Source organism: Amycolatopsis keratiniphila subsp. keratiniphila, assembly GCF_001620365.2.
Taxonomy (GTDB): domain Bacteria; phylum Actinomycetota; class Actinomycetes; order Mycobacteriales; family Pseudonocardiaceae; genus Amycolatopsis; species Amycolatopsis keratiniphila.
Genome location: NZ_LQMT02000042.1, coordinates 75,862 through 89,153, shown reverse-complemented (window position 1 = coordinate 89,153; position 13,292 = coordinate 75,862). Strand labels below are relative to the sequence as shown.

14 protein-coding genes and 1 tRNA gene are annotated in these 13,292 nt (G+C 68.9%); 8 read left to right on the top strand and 7 right to left on the bottom strand.

Going from position 1 to position 13,292, the window contains the following annotated elements:
• Positions 1 to 84 precede the first annotated feature (84 nt).
• Together AVR91_RS38445 and AVR91_RS38440 are read left to right on the top strand one after the other, a co-directional pair.
• Entirely contained in the window at positions 85 to 2,265 is a 2,181-nt protein-coding gene (locus AVR91_RS38445) for an MMPL family transporter (RefSeq protein ID WP_063273169.1), read from the top strand.
• The gene (locus AVR91_RS38440; protein ID WP_063273170.1) at positions 2,258 to 2,980 is read left to right on the top strand and encodes a class I SAM-dependent methyltransferase; all 723 of its coding nucleotides are present in this window, start codon (positions 2,258 to 2,260) and stop codon (positions 2,978 to 2,980) included. Before AVR91_RS38445 ends, AVR91_RS38440 begins: the two co-directional genes overlap by 8 nt.
• Here AVR91_RS38440 and AVR91_RS38435 read toward each other — a convergent pair.
• The gene (locus AVR91_RS38435) at positions 2,977 to 4,350 is read right to left on the bottom strand and encodes a UTP--glucose-1-phosphate uridylyltransferase (RefSeq protein ID WP_063273171.1); all 1,374 of its coding nucleotides are present in this window, start codon (positions 4,348 to 4,350) and stop codon (positions 2,977 to 2,979) included. The genes AVR91_RS38440 and AVR91_RS38435 overlap by 4 nt on opposite strands.
• Positions 4,347 to 4,955: a 5-formyltetrahydrofolate cyclo-ligase gene (locus AVR91_RS38430; RefSeq protein WP_063273232.1), complete on the bottom strand. Its 609-nt coding sequence runs from the start codon at positions 4,953 to 4,955 to the stop codon at positions 4,347 to 4,349. The genes AVR91_RS38435 and AVR91_RS38430 overlap by 4 nt, the downstream gene beginning before the upstream one ends.
• A gap of 218 nt (positions 4,956 to 5,173) precedes the next feature.
• Here AVR91_RS38430 and glp point away from each other — a divergent pair, with 218 nt between their 5' ends.
• From glp to AVR91_RS38405, 5 genes are all read left to right on the top strand, one after another.
• Positions 5,174 to 6,445 (top strand): molybdotransferase-like divisome protein Glp, encoded by a 1,272-nt coding sequence (gene glp, locus AVR91_RS38425; RefSeq protein WP_063273172.1) that lies wholly within the window; start codon positions 5,174 to 5,176, stop codon positions 6,443 to 6,445.
• A complete protein-coding gene (locus tag AVR91_RS38420) occupies positions 6,445 to 7,116 on the top strand; it encodes a GNAT family N-acetyltransferase (protein ID WP_063273173.1) in 672 nt (223 codons plus the stop codon). The genes glp and AVR91_RS38420 overlap by 1 nt, the downstream gene beginning before the upstream one ends.
• A gap of 161 nt (positions 7,117 to 7,277) precedes the next feature.
• Positions 7,278 to 8,093, top strand: a complete 816-nt coding sequence (sepX, locus tag AVR91_RS38415) for a divisome protein SepX/GlpR (RefSeq protein WP_016337358.1) — start codon at positions 7,278 to 7,280, stop codon at positions 8,091 to 8,093.
• 72 nt (positions 8,094 to 8,165) lie between these two features.
• Positions 8,166 to 8,238: transfer RNA gene (locus AVR91_RS38410), tRNA-Ala, on the top strand.
• Positions 8,239 to 8,369: 131 nt separating this feature from the next.
• A complete protein-coding gene (locus tag AVR91_RS38405) occupies positions 8,370 to 9,365 on the top strand; it encodes a phage baseplate protein (protein ID WP_063273174.1) in 996 nt (331 codons plus the stop codon).
• Here AVR91_RS38405 and AVR91_RS38400 read toward each other — a convergent pair.
• Genes AVR91_RS38400 through AVR91_RS38385 form a run of 4 tightly spaced genes read right to left on the bottom strand, consistent with a single transcriptional unit; the run spans position 9,341 to position 12,242 of the window.
• Entirely contained in the window at positions 9,341 to 10,594 is a 1,254-nt protein-coding gene (locus tag AVR91_RS38400; RefSeq protein ID WP_063273175.1) for an MFS transporter, read from the bottom strand. The genes AVR91_RS38405 and AVR91_RS38400 overlap by 25 nt on opposite strands.
• Positions 10,591 to 10,938, bottom strand: coding sequence for a VOC family protein (locus AVR91_RS38395; RefSeq protein WP_063273176.1), 348 nt, complete (start codon positions 10,936 to 10,938; stop codon positions 10,591 to 10,593). The genes AVR91_RS38400 and AVR91_RS38395 overlap by 4 nt, the downstream gene beginning before the upstream one ends.
• Positions 10,935 to 11,096: a hypothetical protein gene (locus AVR91_RS38390; RefSeq protein WP_016337362.1), complete on the bottom strand. Its 162-nt coding sequence runs from the start codon at positions 11,094 to 11,096 to the stop codon at positions 10,935 to 10,937. The genes AVR91_RS38395 and AVR91_RS38390 overlap by 4 nt, the downstream gene beginning before the upstream one ends.
• Before the next feature lie 9 nt (positions 11,097 to 11,105).
• Positions 11,106 to 12,242, bottom strand: coding sequence for an MFS transporter (locus AVR91_RS38385; protein ID WP_063273177.1), 1,137 nt, complete (start codon positions 12,240 to 12,242; stop codon positions 11,106 to 11,108).
• Between the two features lie 77 nt (positions 12,243 to 12,319).
• On the opposite strand from AVR91_RS38385, the gene AVR91_RS38380 reads away from it, so the two are divergent.
• The gene (locus AVR91_RS38380) at positions 12,320 to 12,877 is read left to right on the top strand and encodes a helix-turn-helix domain-containing protein (RefSeq protein ID WP_016337364.1); all 558 of its coding nucleotides are present in this window, start codon (positions 12,320 to 12,322) and stop codon (positions 12,875 to 12,877) included.
• A gap of 2 nt (positions 12,878 to 12,879) precedes the next feature.
• Here AVR91_RS38380 and AVR91_RS38375 read toward each other — a convergent pair whose 3' ends face one another.
• The gene (locus AVR91_RS38375; RefSeq protein WP_063273233.1) at positions 12,880 to 13,287 is read right to left on the bottom strand and encodes a VOC family protein; all 408 of its coding nucleotides are present in this window, start codon (positions 13,285 to 13,287) and stop codon (positions 12,880 to 12,882) included.
• Positions 13,288 to 13,292 lie beyond the last annotated feature (5 nt).

The window sequence follows — 13,292 nt, the reverse complement described above, 5'->3', positions numbered from 1 at the left end:
GAGCGGCAACTCGACGGCCCAGGAAAGAAGAAGCAAAAACCTCGCCCGAGGCATCTCACTCCTTCACGTAAAGGACTGTAGTTCATGCTGCCCGAAAAGATCGCCGCCTGGTCCATCCGGCATCGCGCGGTCACCCTCGTCGGCTGGGTCGTCCTCGTGGCCGTCGCCCTGCTGTCGGGAATCCTGCTGGACGGTGAAAGCCGCCGGAGCACCGATCCCGGCGAGTCCGGCCGTGCCCAGACCGCTTTGAACGCCCAGAACACCTTCGACCCGTTGCGCGAGAACGTCCTCGTCGAGGCGAAGGAACCCGGCTCGCCGCCGTTCGCCGCGAACGAAGAACTCCGGCGGGCGACCGAAGACCTGGTCACCACGCTCACCACGGGCGGCTCGGTCGCCGACGTCCGCTCACCGCTGGCCGACGGAGGCGCCGAGCGGATCTCGGCCGACGGCACGGCCGGGCTCGTCGGGTTTTCGATCGCGGGCGGGGAGAAGGACATCCGCCCGAACTTCGAGATAGCGACGGCGCGAGTGGCCGAGGTCGCCGCCCGGCATCCTTCGGTCCGGTTGAGCCAGTCCGGGGATCTGAGCCTGTCGTCCGTGGTCGACAAGGGCATCCGGGAGGACGTCAAACGCTCGGAGCTCCTTTCCCTGCCGCTGACGCTGGTGATCCTGTTGATCGTCTTCGGCGCGCTGGTCGCCGCGTCGGTCCCGTTGTTGCTGGCGGGCACGAGTGTCGCGGCGACGTTCGGCTTCCTGTCGGTCGTCGACGACTTCACTCCGATCAACAGCGCGACGACGGTGATCACCCTGCTCATCGGGATGGCGGTCGGCGTCGACTACTCGCTGTTCTTCCTCAGGCGGCAACGGGAAGAACGCGCGCACGGGCACTCGATCGACGCCGCGACCCGCATCGCGGCACGGACGTCCGGGCACGTCGTGGTCGTCTCCGGGCTCACGGTCGTCCTGTGTGTGAGCGGGCTGGTGCTCACCGGGCTCGACAACTTCACCGGTCTCGCGATCAGCACGGCGTTCGTGGTCGGCCTCGCCGTCCTCGGCTCGGTCACCGTGCTGCCCGCGCTGCTCTCACTGCTGGGCGACAAGGTCGATCGCGGCCGGATTCCCTGGCTCGGCAAGCGGCGCACCACGGCGGAGAAGTCGCGGTTCTGGTCCGCGACCGCCCGCGTGGTCACCCGGCGGCCGGCGTTGTGGGGCGGGCTGGGGGCCGCGTTGCTGATCCTGCTCACGCTGCCCGCGCTCGGCATGCGCCTGCAGGACCCGACACCGGCGGAGAGCCTGCCGAAGTCGATGCCCACGATCGACGCCGCCATCCGCACCCAGGAGGCCTTCCCGGGCGTGGTCTACCCCGCCACCGTAGTGCTGACGGCCCAGAACGGTGGCCCGGTCGACAGCCCGGCACTGCGGTCGGCGATCACCGATCTCGAACGGCGGATCGGGGAAACCTCGGGGGTGCTGAACAAACCCATCGCCGTCGCGGGCGTCGACGATGCCGTGGTCGTCCGGGTCCCGCTCTCCGGCGCCGGCCGCGACGCGGCCTCCGATGCGGCGCTCGCGAAGCTGCGCAGCGAAGTACTCCCCGAGACGATCGGGAAGGTGGACGGCGTCGAGTACGCGGTTTCGGGCCGGACAGCGAACGCCCGCGACTTCGCCGACCGGGTGATCGAACGGATGCCGCTGGTCTTCGGGTTCGTCCTGCTGGCGGCGTTCGTGTTGCTGCTGCTGGCTTTCCGGTCGCTCCCGGTGGCGATCGTGTCGATCGTGCTGAACCTGCTGTCGATCGGCGCGGCCTACGGCGTGCTCACCTGGATCTTCCAGGACGGCCATTTCGCTTCCCTGCTGGGATTCACCCCGTACGGCGGGGTCGTCGGCTGGCTGCCGATGTTCATGTTCGTCCTGCTGCTCGGGCTGAGCATGGACTACCACATCTTCATCCTCAGCCGGATCCGTGAACGCCGGGCGGAAGGCGCCATCGCCGCGATCGTCCGCGGCACCGGCACGAGCGCCGGCGTGGTCAGCGGCGCGGCGGTGATCATGGTCGGCGTGTTCAGCGTCTTCATCACGTTGAGCGCCATCGAGTACAAGATGATGGGAGTCGGGATGGCGGTCGCCGTCCTGATCGACGCCACACTGGTCCGCGGCGTGCTGCTGCCCGCTTTCCTGACACTGCTGGGAGAACGGGCCTGGCTGCGCGCCCGTAAATCCGTGGCTCCCGAACGTGTACCGGAACTATCGTCGCCGAATGCCTGACGCGCTCTTCGCCCACGCCCGGCTCGCCCCGATCTACGACGCCTTCGACGGTGCTCGCGACGACCTGGAGCACTACCTCGCCATCATCGGCGAACTCGGGGCGAACAGAGTGCTCGACGTCGGTTGTGGCACCGGTTGCCTGGCCGTTCTCCTGGCAGCGCGCGGGATCGAGGTCGTCGGTGTCGATCCCGCGAAGGCGTCACTCGACGTCGCGAAGGCCAAAGACCCGGAAGGGAAGATCACCTGGATCCATGGTGACGCGAAGGCGGCGGGTGACGTGGGAGCCGATCTCGCGGTGATGACCGGGAACGTGGCCCAGGTCTTCCTGACCGACGACGAATGGAGCCGGACCCTCGAAGGCATCCACGCCGCGCTGGTGCCGGGTGGTCATCTGGTCTTCGAGATCCGGCGCCCCGGACGCCGGGCATGGGAGGACTGGGCGGCCGACACGGCACACGACACCATCGACGTCCCGGGCGTCGGCGAGGTCGAGCAGTGGCGCGAGGTCACCGAGGTGAACCTCCCGTTCGTGTCGTTCCGGTACAGCTACCGGTTCTCCGACGGCGAGGTCGTCACCTCGGACTCGACGTTGTGGTTCCGCGAACGCGAAGACCTGGAGTCCTTGCTGACGGAACACGGTTTTCGCGTCCTGGACGTCCGGGACGCCCCCGACCGTCCAGGACGCGAGTACGTGTTCATCGCCCAGCGGGACTAGAGGACTTCGCCGTCCGGGATGGTTTTCGGCCCGGTGATCTTCACATCGCCGCGGACGACGACGTTCTTGCCGAAGGTGACGTCGCCGTCCACCGCGAGGCTCGTGCACTCCTTGAGCGAAGGCGCGGCCGGGATACGCGCCTCGAAGTCCGGAAGGAGCTTGTAGAACTCCTTGCTCAGCGACACGACCGGCGGCGTGGTGGTGAACTCCGGGACCATCTCCCCGCCGTCGTCGAGCACGTACGCGTCGGACCGGACGACCAGCAGATCGTCGGTGGTCTTGACCGGCGCGAACCGGGTCCGCGGGATCTCGATGGCGCGCGCGCCCTCGACCGAGCCGATCGCCGCGCCCATCGCCGTTTCGAGCTGGATCACCGGCGTGCTGGCGGCGTCGGCGGGATCGACGGTCTTCCGGTTCACGATCAGCGGCAGATGGGGCGCCGCCGGGTCGGCGTCCTGGAGCGCCTTCAGCCGTTCGAGGTCGACCCAGATGTTGTTCGTGTTGTAGAAACGCCATTTGCCGACATCGCCGAACGAGTCGTCCCCGTCGGGGACCTGGGCCGATTCACGCAGGACGATCCGGCCGGCGCGCCGCGCGAGATGCCCGCCCTTGCGATCGGCCGCGGTGCCGAGCACCGTCTCCATCGCGAACGGGATGTCCTCTTTCGCGAGCCACGCCGCGATCCGGGCCTCCGGGAGCGCGCCGAGGTTGTCGGAGTTGGACACGAAACACCAGCGGATTCCCTCCGCCAGCAGGGTTTCGAGCATCCCGCTCACCGCGAGCGCGACGTAGATGTCGCCGTGCCCCGGCGGGCACCATTCGAGCTCCGGGTTCGCGGGCCAGTCGGCGGGCCGTCCGTCTGCGGTGATCTTCGGTTCCCGCCCCTGCAGGAAGTCGGCCGGGATGACGTCGTCGGCGAGATCGGGATACTTCTTCAACAACTCGAGCGAAGGTTCGCGCGTGCCCGCCGAATTCATCAGGATCAGCGGAAGCCGCGCGTTGTACTTCTCCCGGGTCGAAAGCACCTGCATGGCGATGACGTCGAGGAACGTCTTCCCCGGTTTGATCTCCAGCAGCGATTTCGGCCCGGTGAGCCCCATGCTCGTGCCGAGCCCGCCGTTGAGCTTCAGGACGGCGGTGCGGTCCAGCACCCGGCGCGCTTCTTCGGCGTCCGGCTCCGGCAGATCCACGAGCCTGCTGATGTCACCGAGAGGTTCGAGTTCGTTTCCCGGCAATTCACCGGCGCCGGGTTCGGTCAGCTGCTCGAGACGCCGTCGCAGGGCGGCCAGCTCCATGGGGTGGGCGCCCGCGGAACGCATTTTCGACAGCGTTTCGGCGAAATGATCGGACAGGTGCGCTTCAGAGCTCATTGTGCCCTTTCTGAACCACTGCGTCGGGGCGTCAGTCTATCTACCGGGCGCGGCGCCAGGCCCTGCTCCGGGGTCAGTACCCCGGTCATGCGGACGTCATGCGGTTCCGCGGGCAACTCGCGCACGAGTTCGGTGTCCCGGACGACGGCGATCAGCGCCGCGCCGGGCGCGGCGAAGGAAAGCGACCGGTCGTAGTACCCGGCGCCGCGACCGAGCCGGACGCCCACGTCGTCGACGGCGAGCGCGGGGATCAGCACCAGATCGGCCGTCCCCAGCGTGTCGGGACCGAGGCGGCGTCCGGTCGGCTCGAGCAAGCCCCGCAGCCGTCCCGGCCCGAGGCTCGACGAGTCCTCGTAGGCGGCCCACTCCAGCGGGCCCGGCACGTCGGGGACGATCGGCAGCAGCACCCGTTTGCCCTGGTCGAGAAGTTGATCGAGCAGTGACGTCGAACCCGGTTCGGTACCGAACGGAACATAGGCGCAGACGACTTCACCGGGCAGCCGAGCGGCGGCCGCGGCGAGCGCCGCGGCTTCCCGCGCGCGCTCTTCCGACACCTGCGAACGCCGTTCGGCGGTTATCCGGGAACGCCACTCCGTTTTACTCAGGTGTTCATTGCCGGGCTCGACCACGTGGTCAGGTTAGGCTTCACGCCTATGACAGGCGCAGCGACCACCCCGGCGGCCCGGACCACGAGGAGCTTGCCCGATCGGGCGATTTCCACGGCTTCGGACCGCATCACTCCTGGTAACGGTGGTGAACTTCAGTTCACCGACGGGCCTTCGACGTGTGCCTGGTCGAACGAACGGATCGAGCTCCCCCAGCCATGACGGAACCCATCGCCGAAGCGGCCGAGACCGAAGACGCGGGACAGTTCCGTTCCGTCGAGGATCAGATCTCCCTGACGCTGGACGCCGCGGTACGCCCGCGTCCGGTCCGGGTCGCCATCTCCGAGGCCCAGGGCCTCCTGTGCGCCGAAGAGGTCGTCGCCGAGCACGCGCTGCCCGGTTTCGATCAGGCCGCCGTCGACGGTTACGCGGTGCGAAGCGTCGACGTCCGCTCCGCGGGCCAGGAGCCGGTGCAGTTGCCGGTGGTCGGCGAGATCGCCGCCGGTTCCCGCCAGCCGCGGCGGTTGCAGCCGGGGCAGGCCGTGCGGGTCGACACCGGCGCGCCGCTGCCCACGCTCGCCGACGCCGTCGTCCCGACCGCGTACACCGACGGCCACCAGGCCAAGGTCACCGTGCACCGGTCGGTGCCCTCGGCCGGCTACGTACGCCGGACCGGTGAAGACGTGCAGATCGGCGACGTCGCCGTGCGCAAGGGCGACACCATCGGCTCGGCCCAGGTCGGCCTGCTCGCCGCGGTCGGCCGCGCGAAGGTGCTGGTCTACCCGCGGCCCCGGGTTTCGATCGTTTCCGTCGGCGACGAACTGGTCGACATCGACCGCACCCCGTCGGTCGGACAGGTCTACGACGTCAACTCCTACGCGCTGTCCGCGGCCGCCCGGGACGCGGGCGCCGAGGTGAGCCGCGTCGGCATCGTCCCCGGCGACCCGAAACGTCTTCGAGAGATCGTCGAAGGCCGTCTGCTGATGTCGGAGATCGTCGTCGTCGCGGGCGGCGCCGGCGGGAGCGCGGGCGACGAAGTGCACGCCGCGCTCTCCGATCTCGGCCACATCGACATGACCCGCGTCGCCATGCACCCCGGCTCCGTGCAGGGTTTCGGCAGGCTCGGCCCCGACTCGGTCCCGACGTTCCTGATCCCCGGCAACCCGATGAGCGCGCTGGTCGTGTTCGAGGTGCTGGTCCGCCCGCTGATCCGTGCCGCGCGCGGCACCCGCAACCCGCACCGCCGGATCGTCGGCGCGCGGCTGCTCTCCCCGATCACCTCGACCAAGGGCCGCAAAGGGTTCCTGCGCGGGCAACTGCTGCGTGACGAGGGCAACGGCGAATACCTGGTGCAGCCGCTCGGCACCTCCGGCGCGCATCTGCTCGCGTCGCTGGCCGAGGCGAACTGCCTGATCAACATCGACGAAGACCTCACCGAGGTCGCCGCGGGCGAGCAGGTCAAGGTGACCTTCCTGGCCCAGCGGGCGTAATGGGCGCACCGATTTCCGGCGTCGCGTATCCGATCGAGAGCAGGCATCCGGGCTGGCCCGCGAAGCTGGGCCCGCTCCGGGTGCCCGCCGGGATCCTCGCCGTCCGGCCGGTCCGCCTCCGCGACGCCGGCGAGTGGAGCCGCGTCCGGCTGCGCGACCGCGAGCATCTGGAAATGTGGGAACCGACCGGCATCGGACCATGGCCGGATCGCAACGCGTATTGGTCATGGCCGTCCCAGTGGCTGGCACTGCGCGGCCTGGCCAGGCGCGGTCAATGTCTCCCGTTCACCATCACGGTGGATGGACGCTTCGCCGGCCAGATCACTGTGGGTAACGTCATCCGGGCATCGCTCCGCTCGGCCTGGATCGGCTACTGGGTGTCATCGGACATCGTCCGCGGCGGCGTCGCGACCGGCGCCGTCGCCCTCGTCACCGACCACGTCTTCGACTTCGGCGGACTGCACCGCCTCGAGGCGACCGTCCGCCCCGAAAACACCCCCAGCCTGCGGGTTCTCGCCAAAGCGGGCTATCGGCAAGAGGGACTTTTCGAGCGTTATCTCGACGTCGCGGGTGGCTGGCGGGACCATTTCTGCTACGCCGTCACCAAGGAGGAGACCGGTGACGGACTGGTCTCACGGCTCGTCTCGAAGGGCCTCGCGGAGCGCGTTTGACCCCGTTACGGGGCCGTTCCGGTGACCGCGTTACCACAAGCTGTGAGATTCACCTAATTTGGTGATGCATTTTCCGTGATCGAAACCGGCGAGTCTGCGCGGCGTGTGTGACTGTTGTGGCTAGCGTGACTACAGCAGTGGATCGGGGGAGGTGACGGGAGATGCCCAGTTCGGTGATCATCGTCGCGCTCGCAGCGGCATGGCTCGTCGTTCTCGTGCCCATGGTCGCCCGCAAGCGCCAGCAGGTCGCACGGACGACGGACTCGGCCTTGGCGGCGCGAGTCGTGCGGAGCGGGAGCACACGCCACGAGGGACCGGAGGAGTTCGCGATGGCGGAAAACACGGAACCGTCGGTAGAAGACGACCTGGCCGAACTCGAGGCGGAGCTCGACGCCGACCTCGAAGACGAGGCACCGGAAGCCGAGCCGCTTCCCCAGCCCTCGCACACGGCCCGCCCGGAAAGAGAACGCCAAGGCACGGGCTACCGGCCCGGCCGGGGCGGATTCGACCCGGAAGCGGCGGACATCGCCGCCCGCGCCAAGTACGCGTTCCGGCAGCGGGTCGTCATCGCGCTCCTGGTGCTGGTGGTCACCACAGCGGCCGTCGCCGGCTTCCTGACCCCGACGGTCTGGTGGGCCAACGGTGTCGTCGACGCCGTCCTCATCGGCTACCTCGTGTACCTCCGCCGCCAGGTCCGCATCGAGAACGAGATCCGGCAGCGCCGCCTCGCCCGCTTCAACAGCACCCGCGCCCCGCGCCGCCCGGCGATCGACGACGAAGACCACGATGCGCACGAGTCCCGTGAGGACATCGAGGTCGTCGCCACCGAACGCCCGGCCGTCGTGGAACGCAAGCCGTCCCCGATGTCCCGCCTCCGGCGCCAGGCCGTCGTGGTCGACCTCGACGACGAGGACCCGGCCTTCCACGAGCTCGACGAGCCCGGGACCAGGCCTTTCCGCCGGGCCTCCGGAGAGTGACCCCCCTGCGTTTGAGCCTCCAGAGCCACTGCTAAGCTCATGGAGCCTCAAACGCAGGGGCAAGCTTCACCAGGGGCTGTAGCGCAGTTGGTAGCGCGTCTCGTTCGCATCGAGAAGGTCAGGGGTTCGATTCCCCTCAGCTCCACAGTCCGAAAGGGTCTTCCCAAAGAATTGGGAAGACCCTTTTTTAGTTGTCGCACCGCCGGGTTGTACGAATCTTGTACGAGCGTGAACAACCTTCGATCGGACCGCGAAACCCGACGAAGGCGAGCGCCCATGTCCGAGCAGGTGCCCCCGGATCCCGTCCGATCCCCGTTCTCCCGGCGTTCGCTGCTGCGCGCCGGTGGTGGTCTCGCCGCGACGACGGCGCTGCTCGGTACCGGCGCGGTGTTCGCCGCGCCGGCTTCGGCCGCGGTGCCGTCGTCCAAGCGGTTCGACCTCACCAAGCCGTCCTACGACGAGTTCCGCAGCAAGATCCTGCACGAATCGCACCATGTAATGCAGGGCTTCGCCTTCGACAACCAGAACGTGCGCATCTTCATCGTGAACGCCCGCAACGGCGGGACCGGTGACGACCTGTGCGTCACCCAGGTCAACTTCTCCGGCGAGATCCAGGGCTCGATGCATCTGAACAACGCCGGGCACGGGGTCTCGATCGGTGTCGAGCCGGTGGGCACCGACTCCTACATCTGGATGGAATGCGACTCGGACGGCCCGACGAGTTCGGGGCGCGGGACGGCGCTGGCGCGGTTCAAGTTCGTCAACGGCGGCACGCCGTCGGTGAAGAAGTTCCTCACCGGCAGCGACACGATCACCTGCGCCACCGATCCGATCAACAAGCGGATCGCGGTACGCCGCAAGGAAGGCGGCAAGATGTTCTACAGCGTCTACCCGCTCGCCTCCGCCGCCGCCGGGAACTTCAGCTCGCCGCTGGCGCATTTCGCGCAGCCCGCGCTGTCCACCGTGCCGGTGACCTTCCAGGGCTACACCATCTACGGCCAATATCTGTACACATTGGACGGCACGGGCCACGCGGATCCCGCCGACATCAACTCCTATGTCACCTGCATCGACATGAACACGGGCACGGTGAAGAGCCGCGCGCTGACAAAGGCGGGGCAGTCTCTGGTGTTCCGCGAGCCGGAGGGGCTCGGGATCTACCGGAGCCTGGCCGGGGAAACGCGGCTGTACATGGGTTTCGGGTCGCGGAGCAGCATGGACAACATCAACCGCTACGCGAACCTGTTCTACAAGAACGTCCTTATCGACTGACGACTCGCGGCGAACGCGGCCGCCGCCAGGGCGGCCGCGAAAAGCCCGTACGAGGCCAGCAAACCGGTGCCGGAGGAGCTCAAGGCGCCACCGACGGCCCTGCCCAGCAACTGTCCGACGCATTCCGCGGTGATGACGGCGGTCGCCAGTTCCGCGGCGGTGAAACCACTCACGTCCGCCGTCGTGGCTCTGAGGTACAGGCCCGGGTACGCGAGTCCGACGCCGATTCCGGCGACCGTCCAGGCGACGAGGGCTATGGCGAACGAACCACCGAAGGCCACGGCCGCGGTGCCGAGGGCGGTCAAGCTCAGGCCTACGACGGGGAAACGCGCCGAGGAGAACTTGGCCGCCACGAGGCTGGTCACCGCCCAGCCGAGCGGGCCGGCGCTCAGGACGATCGCCGCCTGCCCGAGGCTCACTTGGAAAACGCTCGTCAGGAGCACGGTGATCAGGCTGTCCGCGCCGAAATAGCCGATCGCGAACAGCACCATCGCGCCGAGCGCGGCGGGGGTTCCCGGCCGGAGCCGCGCGGTGCCCGGCGGCAGGATCGCGACCGTCCCGACGGCGGTGATCGCCGCCCCGGCGAGCGCGAGCGGCCAAAAACCCGCGCCGAACACGACGATCGCGGCCCCCAGCGGCACCGACAGCGTCCACAGCAAGGGCCGCGAAGCGGCATCGGGGGCGTCACCGCGGGCGGCACGCACGACCAGCAACCGTCCGAAAAGGACGAACGGTACCGGCAGCAGCAGGGTCCACCGCCAGCCGACGAGGTGTTCCAGGCCGAGGGTCGCGGCCGGGCCGACCAGGGCGGGCACGATCCACATCGCCGAAGACGCCGCGATCACGCGGATCCGCAGCCGGTCGTCGAGATGCCGGATCGCCGAGCTGACACCGAAAATCGCCAGCAACCCGCTGGCCAGCCCGGCGGAGAACTGGCCGAGGGCGAACATCCACGCCGTCCGCGCCGACGCGGCCAAGCCGAGCCCGCCGAGGTAGGCGATCATCCCGGCGGCGAGCGTGCCGCGCGGGCCCAGCCGGGCGAGAACCCTGCTCGCCAGGGGAAGCGCGACGAACAGGCCCAGCGTCGAGCCGGCGATCAGGAGTCCGAGGTCGTTCCTCGCGTCGAGATCGGCCGCGACGACGGGCAGCAAGGTGGACGCGACGAAACCGGTGACGGCGGCCGCGAATTCGAGCGCGACGATGCCGACCGCCAGCCGGACTCCCGTCATGTGTAGAGATCTCGGTCGTACCGGTTCAGCTGCACCCAGACCCCGTCCGGATCCTGGACGCGCAGCGAGTGCCCGAAGCCCTCGTCCATCGGCGGCCCGGGGTCGAATCCGGCGGCCCGCAGACGTTCCGCCACGTCCTCCAGCGGTTCGTCGACCTCGAAGGCCAGCTCGCAGCGGCCCACGTCGTCGCCGGACGTCCGGTGGATGGCCAGCATCCCGGCCTCGGCGGGCATCTCGACCCAGCCGCCGGGGCGCGAAACCGGCCCCGTCCGCAGGCCGAGCACCTCGTAGAACCGCGTCATGGCCTCGACGTCCGCGCTGTAGCGGATCGGCATGATCTTCATCGCTCGCGTTCCTCACTGGTCCGCAGCAGGTACTCCTCCAGCACCCGTTCGACGAACGACGAGAGGGACTCGTCGGCGTCGACGGAGGCGTGCTTCACCCGCTTGATGAGGTCGGGCGGCAGATAGACGTTGAATTGCCGTTTCTCGACCTGAGCCATGCTCGCATGCTAGCAAACGAGCACAAGTGCCACCGTGATCAGCGCCAGACCAGCACCGATCCACGGGATGGCGGCCAGCGAAGCACCCAGATTCAGCGCCCCGGCGGCGAAGGCCGGAGTGAGGCTGATGCCCAGCTGGAAGGCCGAGACCGTGGTCGCGCCGGCGAGGGTCGGGGCGGAAGCGGCGATCGTGAACACCCGCCCGTAGAGCGCCGGATTGAGCACGAAGGCCGCGACGCCCAGCAGGAACACCGTCGGCACGACGACCCAGACGGAAGTGGCGAACAGCGCGAGCATCACCGAGAAGACCGCGATGCCGGCGCCGCCGCCGAGCAGCGCGTGGTGCGGGCGACGGTCGGAGATCCGGCCACCGATCGACAGTCCGGCGAAGGCACCGATCCCGAACAACGCGAGGACCGCGGGGATCCAGACCGCGGGAACGACGTCCACGAGCATCGCCGCCAGGTAGTTGAAGGACACCATGTACGCGGCGGTGCTCAGGATGGTGATCGCGTAGACACCCCAAAGGCGTGGCGTCCGCATGGCGCGCAACTCCCCCGAAAGGCTGGGTTCCGCCGAAGGCGCGGTCGCGGGCAGGCCGACGGCGCACGCGATCACGCCCACGACGGTCAGCGTCACGACGCCCCAGAAGCCACCGGTCCAATCGGTGAGGTTGCTCAGCAAGGTGCCCGCCGGTCCCCCGGCCACCATCGCGACGCTGAGCCCGGTGACGACGACGCCGGAGGCGCGAGCGTTGCGGTCGGGGGTCACCAGGCTGATCGCGGTCACGGCGGCGACCGCGAAGAATCCCGCGTAGGCGAGACCGGCGACGAACCTGGTGACCAAGAGGAGCCAGTAGTCGTCGGCGAGGAGACCGACGGCGATGGCGGCGGCGAAGACGGCCTGTGTGGTCATCAACGCCGTACGCCGCGGCCATTTCAGGCTCAGCACGGCGAACGGCGGACCGCCGAGGACGACACCGAGGGCGAACGCGGTGATGAGCGCGCCCGCGGAGGAGAGGGAGACACCGAGATCGACCGCGACCGCGGGCAGGACCCCGGCCATCAGGAACTCGGCGCTCCCCATCGCGAACAGGCTGAAGGCGAGGAGGTAGACCCCGGCGGGAAGGCGTTTCGTCTCGATCATGGCGCCAGCATCGGGAGCTTCTGGCTGTTTCGGCAAAGAACTTTGCCGGAATCGGGACGAGCTGCTCTGCTGGCGGCATGGAGAGCCAACCCGCCGTCACCGCGGCGATCGAACTGATCGCTCCCCGGCTGCGCCGCGCCAGGGAGAAGAAGGGCACGACGCTGGTGGAGCTCAGCCGCGCCACCGGCATCTCCACCAGCACCCTGTCCCGACTCGAATCAGGGCAGCGCAAGCCGAGCCTTGAACTACTGCTGCCGGTGATCGCCGCGCTGGGCCTGCGCGTCGACGAGATCGTCGCCTCACCGAGGGTGCTCGAAGCACCTTCGGACGGCAGGGTGCTCATCCCGCTCACCCGGCACGAGGACGGGCCCCGTGCCTACAAGATGACGATCCCGGCGAGCGACGACGAGCCCCGCACCCGAACGCACGGCGGCCGCGAATGGCTCTACGTGCTGCGAGGCAGGTTGCGGCTCGTGCTCGGCGACCAGGACGTCGTGCTCGGTCCCGGCGAGGCCGCCGAGTTCGACTGCCGGACGCCGCATTGGTTCGGTGCCACCGGCCGCGGGCGGGTCGAGGTGCTCAGCCTCTTCGGTGAACAGGGCGAGCGGATCCACGTCCGCGCCCGCACCCGGTGAATTCAGACGCGCTGCTGGATACGGATCAGGTTCCCGGACGGGTCACGGACGGCCCCGTCACGCAGGCCGTACGGCTGGTCGGTCGGCTCCTGGATGATCTCGGCGCCCGCCTCCTGCAGGTGCTTGAAGAGGCCGTCGAGATCGTCGGAGGAGAACAACATCCCCGCGTAGGTGCCCTTGGCCATCATCTCGCTGATCACCCGGCGTTCGTCGTCGGTGATACCCGGGTCGACGGCGGGCGGGTGCAGCACGATCGACACGGGCTGCCCCGGCGGGCCGACGGTGAGCCAGCGCATGCCGTCGTAGCCGACGTCGTTGCGCACCTCGAAGCCGAGGAGGTCGCGGTAGAAGGCCAATGCGGCTTCGGGGTCGGTCTGCGGGAGGAAGCTCCCGTGAATGGCGATGTCCATGACGG

Excerpts from the sequence above, each read along its gene's own strand:
- AVR91_RS38435 (WP_063273171.1), bottom strand. The coding sequence starts at position 4,350 with ATGAGCTCTGAAGCGCACCTGTCCGATCATTTCGCCGAAACGCTGTCG.
- AVR91_RS38400 (WP_063273175.1), bottom strand. The coding sequence starts at position 10,594 with ATGACGGGAGTCCGGCTGGCGGTCGGCATCGTCGCGCTCGAATTCGCG.
- AVR91_RS38395 (WP_063273176.1), bottom strand. The coding sequence starts at position 10,938 with ATGAAGATCATGCCGATCCGCTACAGCGCGGACGTCGAGGCCATGACG.
- AVR91_RS38445 (WP_063273169.1), top strand. The coding sequence starts at position 85 with ATGCTGCCCGAAAAGATCGCCGCCTGGTCCATCCGGCATCGCGCGGTC.
- AVR91_RS38380 (WP_016337364.1), top strand. The coding sequence starts at position 12,320 with ATGGAGAGCCAACCCGCCGTCACCGCGGCGATCGAACTGATCGCTCCC.
- AVR91_RS38440 (WP_063273170.1), top strand. The coding sequence starts at position 2,258 with ATGCCTGACGCGCTCTTCGCCCACGCCCGGCTCGCCCCGATCTACGAC.
- AVR91_RS38420 (WP_063273173.1), top strand. The coding sequence starts at position 6,445 with ATGGGCGCACCGATTTCCGGCGTCGCGTATCCGATCGAGAGCAGGCAT.
- AVR91_RS38405 (WP_063273174.1), top strand. The coding sequence starts at position 8,370 with ATGTCCGAGCAGGTGCCCCCGGATCCCGTCCGATCCCCGTTCTCCCGG.
- AVR91_RS38385 (WP_063273177.1), bottom strand. The coding sequence starts at position 12,242 with ATGATCGAGACGAAACGCCTTCCCGCCGGGGTCTACCTCCTCGCCTTC.
- AVR91_RS38375 (WP_063273233.1), bottom strand. The coding sequence starts at position 13,287 with ATGGACATCGCCATTCACGGGAGCTTCCTCCCGCAGACCGACCCCGAA.
- glp (WP_063273172.1), top strand. The coding sequence starts at position 5,174 with ATGACGGAACCCATCGCCGAAGCGGCCGAGACCGAAGACGCGGGACAG.
- sepX (WP_016337358.1), top strand. The coding sequence starts at position 7,278 with ATGCCCAGTTCGGTGATCATCGTCGCGCTCGCAGCGGCATGGCTCGTC.
- AVR91_RS38390 (WP_016337362.1), bottom strand. The coding sequence starts at position 11,096 with ATGGCTCAGGTCGAGAAACGGCAATTCAACGTCTATCTGCCGCCCGAC.